Here is a 13039-nt window from a genome sequence, read left to right as displayed (position 1 = left end):
AATGTATTTTTTTACCAATTAATAACGATGCAAAATTTTCGGAAGTCAGTACCTCTCATTGAATTCATTAAATCTTAATAGGTCTATTTTTTTTCTGTCGCAATTGTAAACTGGTAGAAAAGGTCGATAGCCTGGGCAATGCCGCTAACGGCCTGAAGGTAAAGTCGCGGCATTAGTTCGTAGCGCACCTTAACTTCAGCGATAGAGTCAAAAACACCTGCGCCATATTGCACCCGCAGGCCCGGCGCAATCGTCCCGCCAATGGTGACCCGGGTGTCATCACCGCTGCCCTGGGTGTCGAGCGTGACATCCGAGAGGCCGATTTTTTCACCAATGGAAGTCACTACGCCGCCAAACTGGCTGACACCGAAACCGATCAGCATGGATTGCACTGCCGAACTGTCACCATCTTCGAGTCCCCGCCCTCTGAGCAGATAAGACCACTGTTCCTGCTGTGGCATGGATGGATCCGAATAGATAGAAAACTCCGGCCGGGAGGGGGCGCCGCTCACCTGCATGCCTACTGATACATCGTCTTCTATGCTGTCAGGGTTGCGAATAGCGTTCACCGACAGGTATGGGCTGGATAGCGGGCCGGAGAAAATAATATGGCCCTCTTTAATCAGCAGATCCTGACCGAATTGATGATAGCGGCCGTTGGTCAGTTGAATAGAACCATCAGCAGTCATTGGTTTTTCGGGCTGCAGATCCAGCAGCAGTTGGCCGCCAAGATCTGATTTCAGCCCATAGGCATCGATCTTGATGTCTTTGCCTAAAATCACATTCACATCCATGGAGAAGGGCGGACCGGCATGCAACAGTGCTTTTCTGGTTCCCGGAGTGATAATCTCCACATCATCAGAGGGGGTGACGGCCTGTTTGGGCAGTTGTTTGATGTTCGCTCTTGCCCAGGGAATGGTGATGTTCCCGGTCAGGGTTTGCGCGGCTCCAAGGGTCAGCCTTAAATCGGGGGAGGCTTTCAGCTGGAGGATGCCCGGCACTCTGGCTCCCAGGTTTTGCCCTGTTATATCGATAACACCGGAAGGGGGCATCTGTTGCCAGTCAAGATGACCTGACAGCTTCATTTCACCGTCGTCTATCTTCATGCTGCCACTGACTTCACCTTTATTGCCATCCACATTCAGCTCAGTGATCAGATGGCTGACTTTGACCATTTCCTGTTTAGCGGCCAGCTGTCCTGCACGGAGTTTCAGGTTGCCAAACAGCAAGGGATCTTTCAGAGTTCCACCCATGCGTGTGTCAGCGGATAAAATACCATCAATATGACTGATATCCGGAATCAGTGGTTGCAGAAAGTACAGGCGCATATCCTGCAGTCTGGCTTGTCCACTCAGGGTCTGGTCACTGTGCATGTTGTCGATGGTCAGATGGATGTAGGCGTCCCCCAGCTGTTTTGAGTCAAAGTCAAACTCTGCCTGCAGATCATCCTCATTCAGACTAATCACGGTGGAGAGTGTTTGATAGTTCACTGATAAAGGATGATCTGAGTTGCTGGTGATTTCACCCGGCGTCGTCTGGATTTGGATATGAGCTATGGGCTGACCGCTATCCCATTGGATATCGCCACTGCCCGACAGTATGGCCTGCCAGTTAAGGTTGCCTGGCAGGAGTGGTTTCAGGGTTGACAGGTTAAAGTCTGATAGCCGGAAGCGTGTTGTTCCACGGTTGGCTGAAAAGTGTGATGCATCAATACAGAGCCTTGCCGGTTTGGCAAACCAGCATTGATCCGTCAGTTTTACTTCTTTGTTGGTGGCATTCAGCCCGATGGTAACAGGCTGCTCCAGAGACCAGGTATCCAGCGGTGTGATTACCCTGGCACTGGCTAACTGCCCCTGCCATTTGCCACGGCTGTTACCGTGGGTACCCTGCCAAACTCCGTTAATCTGTAACTCGCTGGATACCGGCTCGCCCAGAGTTTTGAGGGATATTTGATGATTCCGTTCATTGCCACTGGCATTTAGCAGCATGTTTTTCAGCTGAATATTGCCACTGTTGAGAGAGTCTGCTTTAACGGTGGTTTTACCTTCCAGTAAGGTGGCTCTGGTCAATTCGCCGTTCACTTGTAACCGGTTGATACTGGTCTGTTCAATCTCTAGGGATGGGCTATCAAAGCTGAATAAAAGCTTTGGATGTTTATCGCTCCCTGATAGCTGAACGCTGCCTTGTAACGAGCCTTTCAGCTCCGGGGTGATCCTGTCCAGAGAGTTGGCGTCAAGTTTGGCACTCAGTGATAACTGTTCTGCGATTTGTCCATTGATGTTCAGGCGGTTTTTGCCAAGCGCTGCATAAAAGCTGTGAATATTCACGTTGAAAGGTAAAGCGGCCATGGGCCTGACCTGGTTGTCGGATGCCAGTTTTCCGGTCAATTCAAGGGGGGTATTCAGCAATGAGCCATTGATCGTCAGATCCGGAATGTTGAGTTGCCATAAACCATCGGTCATCATAAATTGAGTGGTTACTTTGCCGCTCAGCGTGCCGGGAAACTCTCTTAGCCATACTTCTGGCTGTAGTTTTGACAGCAGAATGTGTCCTTGCCAATGAATGCCATCTTGCCAGTTAACTGTTCCGGTCAGTTCCAAGGGGGGGGCGGAAAGATTGTTTTCATCAACAGGGCTAAGTGACAGTGTTTTAATATCCAGCTGCTGCAAACTGCCAGAGGCATCCAAACGCAGCTGAGTTGCTGGTTGCTCAGCCACTTTAATGGATGTGTTCAGTGAGAGCTGGTACTGATTCAGATTGCCAGTGATCCTGGCTAAGCCATTGTCGGATGAAACCCCGGAGGCACTTTCTTGTAGTGGCCATTGGAATTCGTGCCATTTCAGGGCAACGCTTAGCGGGAAGTTGGGGGCAAGAGGGCCAATATTTCCTTCCAGCAATGCATTGATGGAGCCCTGTGTGGCAAGCCGCAGTTGCAGTTGGCTAAGATTGCCCGAGGCTTCCAGTGCTAGCTTATCCCCTTTCATGGCTGCCAGCTCAGGAATATTGAAATTATCCAGAATAGTGGTATTCAGGTTCAGGCTTAATGGATAGTTTTCAGCTAGCTGTATCTTGCCGTGTAAATGAATATTGGCCCTGGTTTGTTCTGCCTTAAGTGTCAGGTTAGTGATATGAGTCGTTTGCCAGTTGAAACTCAGCGCCAGCGCTTTAAGGGTTTCATCAATATCACCCTGCTGGTAGCGGGCATTGGTTAGTGTGAAATTTTCCAGGCTGACAGGGATTGGGAGTGTTACTTCCGGCAGTGTGATGGTTGAGAGATCAATGCCTGCCGACGTTGGTTTGTTGGGCGTTAAAGCCTTTGGAGTGGACGTTGTGCTGTCCTGGTCTTTTAACACAATCTGAAGGTTATCTGCCCGAACTTCAGGGATAAACAGCAGGCTATTCTGTAGACGGGCGTTTGCGGTAAAGGTTTCCAGGGAAACCGTGGTTCCTGAAAAGGTGACTTCAAAATCCTGGATATGGATCTGACTGATCAGAATATCCAGGGGAATATCGACGGTTGCATCGGTAGAGGGTGGCGCTGAAGGCACGGTTTCTTCGGCTACGGGCTGAATCTCAAGGTTGCCGCCTTTAACTTCCACCAGTTGGACCGGCAGCTGCCTGGCTAACACTTTCCCAAGCTGCCACTTCAGCGTTATATCATCAGCCTGAAACTGGATCCGGCTATCTTGCCAGCGAAGATTCTGAATATGCCAGCCCGTCATCAACTGGCCTTCTGTCAGCTCCCCATCAAGCGCCGGAAGCGCATTGTTCAGTTGGTGCCAGAGCAGGGTGTTGCCGGTGTGGGTAAACAGCAGCAGTGAGATCAGGGTAAGCAGGAAGACGGCTGTGACTGATAGACACCGCTTGATCAGAGATACTTTTTTCACTGGACGTTGATCTGGCACTCCCGGGGCAGACCCGGCCTGTTTAGAGTTATGGTTGGGGGCGCTGCTCATAAATCCGGCCCCATGGAAAAGTGGATTCGCCAGGGAGAGCCGGGCTCACTGATCGCAAAGGCAAAGTCCAGTTTTAACGGACCCAGGGGCGTCACCCAGCGGATGCCCGGCCCAGCCCCGGTTTGCCATTCAACCTGACCTTTTTTGTAGGAGTTGGTTGCAGTTCCGCTGTCAACAAACAAGGCGACCCGCCAGTTTTCAACAATTTCATAGTCATATTCAATACTGGCTACCGAAAGGTACTGGCCGCCAACCAGCTGACCGTTGCTGTCCCTTGGGGACAGGCTGTCATAGCTGTAGCCACGGACCGTCTGGTCACCACCGGTAAAGAAACGAATGGACGGCGGGATATTCTGAATGTCGTCCACCCAGATGGCACCCTGCTCAATTCGGCTGATCACCCGGTGATGCCGGAAGAACGTGGTCAGCCATTTGGCCCGGCCCCACACTTTGATAAAGTCCGCATCAGATTGCCAGGCTTGGGCAGAGGTTTCGATTTTCAGGTTGTAAAGGTGTCCGGAGCGGGGATCCGTTGGGTTGCCAACCACTTTCCGGCGGTCAAATGACATGCCGGGTATTAGCAACAGGTTACTGCTGTTTTGCAGCCCCTGGGTGTAGTTCTCATAATCTACCCGGATAAAAAAGTCCTGGTCCCAGTTACCCGGCCGCTTTTTCCACTTATTAACAGAAGCGGAAACAAGCTGGCTGTCGGTATCCTGAACCGACGTTCTCTGGTAACCGCTGTCCAGGCTGTAGTATTCCAGCAGAGGGTTGCCATAGGGGATTTTATAGCGCCCACTCAGCTCCTGCCCTGTTTTGGACACTTTGATATCGCTGGTGAAACTGTGCCCTTTTTCATCCAGCCATGGGTTATCGACACTCAGGGATACCCTTGGACCTTCGTCTGTAGAGAAACCGATACCGGTCTCCAGCTCCCAGGCACTTTTGGGTATCACACTTACGAAAATCGGAACCTCACCATCAACCGCTTTGTCCTTGAGAGGGCGGACTTCAATGGATTTAAAGTAACCGGTGGCAGAAAAGTCCATGTTCAACTGGCTGAGCTGTTCGGAGCGATAGGGTTGCCCCGGCTCAAAATTGATCATGGTGTTCAGCAACTCTCGGGTAGCTTCGCTCACCAGATCGTCATAAATAACCGATCCGAACCGGTATCGTCTGCCGGATTCCATGGTCAGGGTAATGTCAGCCCGATGTTTGGCCGGGTAGACTTTGATCTGGTGTTCACTCAGGTCTGCATCAAAATAACCACGGGTCAGGGCCAGTTTATTGAGCCCTGTTTTCAGCGACTCATATTCACCATCATTCAGGGCATCGCCTGTTTTTAACCGGCTTTGCCTGATTAACCGGGTAAATGCCCGGTCTTGCCGGGCATCACCTTCCAGATTGATTTGCAGGGACTGGACAATCACTGGCTGACCCGGATTGATAGCAATGATGAGCTGACTGGCAGCTTTTTTGCTGTGAAAGTCAATGGTGGGCTGGTAATAGCCCAGGGCCATCAGGGATTTTTGCAGGGCCTCCCGGATTTCTTGCCGGTATTCATCCAGTTGTTCGGGTTTGATGGCTGGCAGGTTATCAAGGTAGAGCGTCGCATTTTTCAGTAATGCTTTGTTGAGCCCATTGATTTTATAGGTCAGAGGTTTTGTCGCCCAGGCCGATGCAGAAAAAAACAGGATGATCAGCAGCCACAGGCCGATTCGCCGTTTCGGTGTATGGATAAGTGCTGTGCTTTCGTGGTCGGCCATAATTCAATGATAGTGGGTACGCATTCCCGGCAATAAAAACGGTAAATTGGAGCGGTCTCTGGCTATATCGACCTCCAGGAGGCTCATCGTTGAATGGATAGTGGTAAATCACCATATCGACACCGGATATTACCAGCGCGGCAGACCCTGTCTCCCCTTGCAACCAACTCAACAAATCTCTAAAATTCCCGCTCTTTGTATGCTCCGGCCAATCTGTCCGGCGTATATTTCATTCTCGGTGGGGCTTTTCTGGTCAAGAGTCGATCAGGAGGGGTGTCCATTGTGAATGTAGTAACCGGTGAGCGCCTGCGCTCACACTCTCCTTGCCTTACTGCTTTATAGAATCTTTTCGACGGCTGTCGGAGGTAAAAATTGCAGGAGGCTATTTAACCCGTAAGGAGCAAATAATGCGTCATTACGAAATCGTTTTCCTGGTCCACCCTGACCAGAGCGAGCAAGTACCTGCCATGGTTGAGCGCTACACTCGCGCTATCACCGAAAATGGTGGCAAGGTACACCGTCTTGAAGACTGGGGCCGTCGTCAGCTGGCTTACCCAATCAACAAGATCCACAAGGCTCACTACGTTCTGATGAACATTGAGTGTGGTAACGAAACTCTGGATGAGCTGACGGAAAACTTCCGCTACAACGACGCGGTTATCCGTAACATGGTCATTCGTCGTGATGAAGCCATCACTGAAGCTTCTATCATGCTGCAGTCTGAAGAAAAGCGTGATCGTCGCGACGATCGTCGTGAAGACCGCCGTGAAGAACGTGCCTCTGAAGAAGCCGTTGAAGACGAAGTAGAAGAGTCTGAAGAGTAAGACCTGACGCTCAGTCGCTCACGACTGCTAAGGTTCCTGCTTTAACCTGCTCTTTACCATACAAGCATAAATCCAAGGAGGCGTTGCCATGGCACGTTTTTTCCGTCGCAGAAAGTTCTGCCGTTTTACCGCTGAAGGCGTGAAAGAGATCGATTACAAAGATCTGAACACCCTGAAAGCTTATGTTTCTGAAACCGGTAAGATCGTTCCTAGCCGTATCACCGGTACCAAGGCTCGTTACCAGCGTCAGCTGGCAACAGCGATCAAGCGCGCTCGTTACGTGGCCCTGCTGCCATACACCGATCGTCACTGATTTATTCACAGGGTATAGCTGATGCGTGGACTGGCGGAACTGGTAATGCGTGGCCCGAAACAGGCAATGATCCTGGCCACTGTGTTTGCCTGTATTCCCATGCTGTTCTGGGTGAGTGCAGCCATTATTTCACTGGTAGTACTACGTCGTGGTACCAGTGAAGGGCTGAAAATACTTACCTGGGCTGTGCTGCCGGGTATTGCCTGGGCAGCCATGGGACAGTTCTCCACGATCATCGGTTTGACAACCACCGTGGCTTTGGCCCTGGTATTACGCCAAACGGTTTCCTGGCAAAAAACACTACTGGCGCTGCTGCCAGCCGGAGCTTTCATCGCTCTGGTCATGGCGCAGCTGGCTCCACAGCAAATCGCCCTGATCAGCGAACTGGTCATGACACTGGTTCGTGACTACGTTCAGCAGGCAGGGCAGAGTACGGACGACTTAGTAGCGAGCATTGAGCCGTTGGTAGAATACGGGGTTATCGGTGTGATCACCTGGTTTAACCTGGTGATCTGCATCCTTGGGTTGGTGCTGGCCAGATCCTGGCAGGCACAGCTTTTTAACCCGGGTGGATTCCGTGAAGAGTTTCACCAGATCCGCCTGCCGTTCCCGGTAGCCATGGGGCTTCTGGCATTTACCCTGGTGGGAGCAACCGTTGTTCCTTACATGCTGGTGCTGGTTCCTGCAGCAACGCTGCCATTGCTGGTGGCGGGGCTTGCCATGATCCACGGGCTGGTGAGGATGCGACAACTGGGAAGCTTCTGGCTGGTAGGGTTTTACATCCTGTTGATTTTTGTCACGCAACTGGCGTACCCGGTCATTGTTTTAACTGCATGTCTGGACAGTCTTTTTGATTTTCGCGCCCGCGCGAATAACCGACTGCATCAGGGATGACAGGTACTAGATAGAGGCTAGCGAAATGGAAGTAATCCTGCTCGAAAAAATTGCCAAGCTTGGTAAGCTGGGCGACAAGGTCACCGTTAAAAACGGTTATGGCCGTAACTTTCTGATTCCTTTTGGCAAGGCCCTGCCTGCCACTGAAGCGAATCTGGCGACTTTCGAAGCCCGTCGTGCCGAGCTTGAGAGCGCGGCTAACGAACAACTGAGCGGTGCTCAGAAGCGCGCTGCAGAAATGGCTGAAATCGAACTGACCCTGACCGCCAAAGCAGGCGACGAAGGCAAACTGTTCGGTTCTATCGGTCCTCGTGACCTGGCGGAAGCCATCACTTCTGCCGGTGTTGCGGTTGCCAAGAGCGAAATCCGTCTGCCAGAAGGCCCAATCCGTGCCGTTGGTGAGTACGACGTTGGTATCCAGCTGCATTCTGATGTTGCTGCAACTATCAAGGTGTTTATCGAAGCTGAATAATCAGTTCGGTTAACAGATAGATTAAAAACCGGAACTCTAACGGGTCTCCGGTTTTTTTTAACCCGGCTTATGGCAATTCATCGGTTTTTTTCCCTTTCTACAAAGAGAAGGGCTGTCCTGAGATTAACCATCGAGCGTTGCAATAAGTTGCTCAAAAAATTCTGGACAGTGAGTCCTTATCTCTTTCACGTCAAGTGCTGCTAATGTTAACGGATGGATGGGGTTTTTATTAACCCATTTAAACAGCAGGTCATGCTCAAAATACACGGTCTGTGGCCCACCCTGGTTCTGCTTTTTGTCGATTGCTGCCGGCCATGAAATTAAATTTCCGCCAATAGGGCAACGATAGGCTGATGACTGGTTATCTCCCGACTCACTCAGAAGGTCTTTTGCCAACGTCAATTGCCCGGACCACTCAACAAGTTCTTTAACCCTTTGTGGTGATGGGGATTCTCCGGCTGCCAGAAGGAAACTGATGAGATTCCAGCCAGGATCACAGGATACAGGAATGTGATCAAATTCTCTCCTGGGCAAGCCGATTTTGCAGGCAATCGGAAAGATCCATCCAATTCCATCGTCTGTGTCGGGGATCTGGCTGAATGCTGAAATATAAGCCATTCCCTGCTGGATGTTGCTAACGGTCTGCTCAGGCAGACAACTCAGGAACTCATCGGTTTGTTGTTGCGGGAAATAGGCCAGCGCTTCCTTGTCATTCAGCCATTGCAGCGCCTGATAAAGATGACCCGTTTCAAGACCCCGTTCGGTTTCAGTCAGTTTCTTAGACAGGCGATAAGCCAGAAGCTGTGGTTTGTCTCCGGTACACGTTTGTAATGCCTTTAGCTCATCAAATCCAAGCCCTGTACACATACCAATTCTATGCACGTTATGGCTCAGCAGTAGATTACCCAGGAAATCCATGGTTAAGGGTATTGAGCCTGGTTTTCGGGGGATTTCATCTTGCTGGCCAAGTACTAACGGCGGTAATGGTGTGCCGGTGATGGATTGTAACTGCGGAAACGTACTCATATTGCACACGCTGTTCACCAATGATGCCGAACAAGTCTGATTCAAAGCGTACAGGAGATTTTCGGGAGTGAGCCTTCCCAACGTATTGGCTGCATAGAAAATGTCATAAATCATTTTTTGTAAAACTTTTGCATGCTCCCCGGAAACAATCAACTTTCTTTTATGGTTGGGTAGACCCAGCATTTTTGCCAGAGGTTCTGCCTCAAAATCCGGATTCTGAATCAGCATGTCGGCCAGTTCTAACAATTGTGATCGCGTAAATACCGGGCTTGCCTGTTCAGAATCACCAGCGGTCATGTTACTCAATAACCGGTTGGCTACTCTGAACTCCATCACCTCCGGTTTATTAAGAATGCGGACAACGTCAGTAATGGATAAACCGCCTTTGCTATTTCCACGGTTTTTCTGGTAAATCAGTTCCAGAAAAATCACTCTTTTAAGAGTATCAGGAAAAAACTTGATTTTTTTCTGCATCGTCATCAACAGGGGGTGTTTAAGTAGTTCGGAATAACCACAGACCTGTGCCAGATATTCCGGGAGGATTTGCATTTGATTACAAAAAACGGAAACCAAATCCCGTATACTTAACAACCGATCAGGCTCGCCGTTATTTTCTGATAACCTCCTTTTGGATTGGTATTGTGGAAGCTGATGATAATCCAGGCCCAGTTTGGGACAAACTTTCGTCTCGACTGACCAGCAACTGCCACTTTCACAAATAACCGCACACAAATTGGCGAAGGTCAGCAGTTGCTGTTCGTCTGCCCGCCATAACAGCTCTGCGACATAGACATTCCATTCTCCGACCAGTAGTGGCAATAATGCTTCCCGGTCAGCGTCAGGCAGATCTAATCTGGCGGCAAGAGAATAACGTTGTGCTTTATCCAAGTGCTTATTAACGATCAGGTAAGCATCTCTGGGTGAAATCCTGTCGTACCACGACCGATTGTCATTGTTATAGCAATCAGGCTCCGCCAGGGAGAGAGATCCGCAGTCAAAAAAGCTTTTTGCTCTGGTGACAATTTCCTGTTTTTTATTGAAAACGTATTGATGCGGGAAAATGAATCGACATAAGGCGTATGTGTTATTTCTATATTCTTCACACAGTGCCATATCCATAAGTTCGCTGACCCCCTGAACCAACCTTTCTGGTAGCAAAAGGTTTGATGTTTCAGCGCAGGTGAGTAATTCGCACAACTTGCTCTCGGGGTTGCTCAATGCAAGGTTTGTATCGATGCTTTTTATCATGTCATAGGGAACCTCCAGTACTAACCCGAGCCCTTGCCACTGTTGTGCGTCTATACCAGCATCTTTCAGACATTTCAGGGCATTTTTGACGGCGTCTGTCATCGGTACCCGGCTACCGTCTGTGGGTGTTTGTGAAATATTTCTTGATGTAACTGACGATGTGGTGGCGTGTGGATGCAGAGCTGAAGTACCTTGCGGTATCTGTGGGACTGTTATCTCAGAGAGCAGCCTGACAGGGCATTCTTGATGGGATGGTATGGTACTGTCTGATTCAGGCGAACGGGCCTCTCGGGGTGTCAGGATTGGAGCATGTGAACGAGTTGGAAAATTATTCATGGGAACATTGCTTTCCGTTGGCCTGATTTTTTGTTGGACTCGTTAATTGAATAAAAATTCCAGATAATCCCTTTGTTAAATAGATAGCCATTGATTTTTATGCTGTTTCCAGTTCGAGGCTGAACGCTGTGCCGTTTTATTGTACTGGTGAATGAAAATCGTTATTCCTTCTGAAGGTCGGAATCAGGTATCCTGACATGCCACTACTCTTTTCCGCAGCACGTTAATATGCTGGATGTCAGTCCTCGCGAACTGTCGCTTCCCCTTGATGAAGCGACAGTTGCCATTAAAACACCTCCCCACTCCATTGAAGCGGAGCAGTCCGTTCTGGGTGGTCTGATGCTGGATAACCAGGCCAGGGGCCGGGTGGCTGATAAGCTGACGTCGGATGGTTTCGGATCGCGGTTCATCCCTGCGGGCGCAGGGAACACGGTTGGCCTCTGCATTAGGCGTTGATAAATCCCGGTTCATCCCTGCGGGCGCAAGGAACACTGGGTTAATCGCAACCTGATGAGTTCGTCTGACGGTTCATCCTTGCGGGCGCAGGGAACACCTTCATATTCAGAACTGTGAAATCTAATTTCTCGGTTCATCCCTGCAGGCGCAGGGAACACGTGGCGTCAGATTTTGAGAGTCGTCATCTTTCTCGGTTCATCCCTGCAGGCGCAGGGAACACGCCAGGGGTGGGTACCTCACCAAGGAGACGGTCGGTTCATCCCTGCAGGCGCAGGGAACACTCCGCGCCCCTGGCCTGCTGCCAGGCTTTTTTCGGTTCATCCCTGCAGGCGCAGGGAACACCCGGCTGTCTTTTACCAGCCGAGTGCTTTTGTCGGTTCATCCCTGCAGGCGCAGGGAACACTCGTATTATTCTTTTCCTGATGCTTTTTGGGCCGGTTCATCCCTGCAGGCGCAGGGAACACCGGCATTCGTCGGGGGCAGCTGGTGGTGAGGCCGGTTCATCCCTGCAGGCGCAGGGAACACACCCGTGCCGTCAATCTGTTGCAGCGTGAGGGCGGTTCATCCCTGCAGGCGCAGGGAACACTGATCGTTTGGCCCGGTTAAAGTCCTTCACCACGGTTCATCCCTGCAGGCGCAGGGAACACAAGGAAGCATTGACCCGAAAGCCCTCAACCATCGGTTCATCCCTGCAGGCGCAGGGAACACCTGGATACAGAACACCTGTCTACTCTTCCCATCGGTTCATCCCTGCAGGCGCAGGGAACACGGCGGCGCGGATGTTGAGGGCCCGTTGGGTTTCGGTTCATCCCTGCAGGCGCAGGGAACACACCCATACCGATTTACGTCCACAGTTGGGACACGGTTCATCCCTGCAGGCGCAGGGAACACTTCGGATGACGTTCGGGAAAGAGAAGGACTTGCGGTTCATCCCTGCAGGCGCAGGGAACACATTCAGTTCAAGCCAAGGCCGCTACAGACTCACGGTTCATCCCTGCAGGCGCAGGGAACACGCCGAACTTAATCAGATCAGCGATAACCTTTTGCGGTTCATCCCTGCAGGCGCAGGGAACACGCATTGTTATCCCTATGCTGCTAAAAAATCTCGCGGTTCATCCCTGCAGGCGCAGGGAACACCCGGTTAAGGTCGTCCATCAGCCGGTTTAAACCGGTTCATCCCTGCAGGCGCAGGGAACACACCGAAGAGCAGGACTACTTCTTTGATGTCACCGGTTCATCCCTGCAGGCGCAGGGAACACGCTGATCTACATCAGAGGGGAGTCGTGTATCTGCGGTTCATCCCTGCAGGCGCAGGGAACACGACGACGATGCGGTAATGGAGCGTATTGTTCACGGTTCATCCCTGCAGGCGCAGGGAACACTGCATATTTGAATTGCCATTCTACAAGCTTTCCGGTTCATCCCTGCAGGCGCAGGGAACACACACAGCGGTATCGAGCGGTACCATCGGATTTCGGTTCATCCCTGCAGGCGCAGGGAACACCGATTCAGCGGGATAACTGCCAGCGCCCTGAACGGTTCATCCCTGCAGGCGCAGGGAACACCTGCATTATTTATCCCGGGCTTTTTTGCTTTTCGGTTCATCCCTGCAGGCGCAGGGAACACCGGTACTCATCGTCATCCATGCCCAGCTGGCTCGGTTCATCCCTGCAGGCGCAGGGAACACCGGTACTCATCGTCATCCATGCCCAGCTGGCTCGGTTCATCCCTGCAGGCGCAGGGAACAC

At 51.1% G+C, this 13039-nt stretch carries 7 protein-coding genes, 1 pseudogene and 1 CRISPR repeat array; of the genes and pseudogenes, 5 read left to right on the top strand and 3 right to left on the bottom strand.

The features are described 5' to 3' along the window. Positions 1-83: 83 nt before the first annotated feature. Both ACO6VE_RS14915 and ACO6VE_RS14910 read right to left on the bottom strand, forming a co-directional pair. Positions 84-3956, bottom strand: coding sequence for a translocation/assembly module TamB domain-containing protein (locus tag ACO6VE_RS14915; protein WP_422462059.1), 3873 nt, complete (start codon positions 3954-3956; stop codon positions 84-86). Then, entirely contained in the window at positions 3953-5722 is a 1770-nt protein-coding gene (locus tag ACO6VE_RS14910) for an autotransporter assembly complex protein TamA (RefSeq protein ID WP_422462057.1), read from the bottom strand. The genes ACO6VE_RS14915 and ACO6VE_RS14910 overlap by 4 nt, the downstream gene beginning before the upstream one ends. A gap of 407 nt (positions 5723-6129) precedes the next feature. On the opposite strand from ACO6VE_RS14910, the gene rpsF reads away from it, so the two are divergent. From rpsF to rplI, 4 genes are all read left to right on the top strand, one after another. After that, a complete protein-coding gene (gene rpsF / locus ACO6VE_RS14905) occupies positions 6130-6546 on the top strand; it encodes a 30S ribosomal protein S6 (RefSeq protein ID WP_101745436.1) in 417 nt (138 codons plus the stop codon). A gap of 88 nt (positions 6547-6634) precedes the next feature. Next, the gene (gene rpsR / locus ACO6VE_RS14900; RefSeq protein ID WP_020584246.1) at positions 6635-6859 is read left to right on the top strand and encodes a 30S ribosomal protein S18; all 225 of its coding nucleotides are present in this window, start codon (positions 6635-6637) and stop codon (positions 6857-6859) included. A gap of 21 nt (positions 6860-6880) precedes the next feature. Beyond that, positions 6881-7753 carry a hypothetical protein gene (locus ACO6VE_RS14895; protein ID WP_422462055.1) on the top strand — a complete coding sequence of 291 codons (873 nt, stop codon included), beginning with the start codon at positions 6881-6883 and terminating at the stop codon, positions 7751-7753. Between the two features lie 25 nt (positions 7754-7778). Next, positions 7779-8225, top strand: coding sequence for a 50S ribosomal protein L9 (gene rplI / locus ACO6VE_RS14890; RefSeq protein ID WP_422449894.1), 447 nt, complete (start codon positions 7779-7781; stop codon positions 8223-8225). 123 nt (positions 8226-8348) lie between these two features. Here the strand turns inward: rplI and ACO6VE_RS14885 are convergent, their stop codons facing one another. Further along, positions 8349-10601, bottom strand: coding sequence for a hypothetical protein (locus ACO6VE_RS14885; RefSeq protein ID WP_422462053.1), 2253 nt, complete (start codon positions 10599-10601; stop codon positions 8349-8351). Between the two features lie 462 nt (positions 10602-11063). On the opposite strand from ACO6VE_RS14885, the pseudogene ACO6VE_RS14880 reads away from it, so the two are divergent. Beyond that, positions 11064-11231 (top strand): annotated as a pseudogene (locus ACO6VE_RS14880) (DnaB-like helicase N-terminal domain-containing protein); the annotation flags it as partial. A 6-nt stretch (positions 11232-11237) separates the two neighbouring features. Further along, a CRISPR array of direct repeats spans positions 11238-13039; the repeat unit is 29 nt; unit sequence CGGTTCATCCCTGCAGGCGCAGGGAACAC.

The sequence above is a fragment of the Endozoicomonas sp. ALB115 genome, assembly GCF_049310245.1.
Taxonomy (GTDB): domain Bacteria; phylum Pseudomonadota; class Gammaproteobacteria; order Pseudomonadales; family Endozoicomonadaceae; genus Endozoicomonas.
Note: the sequence above shows the minus strand (reverse complement) of the source record. Positions and strands in the feature narration are given on the sequence as shown.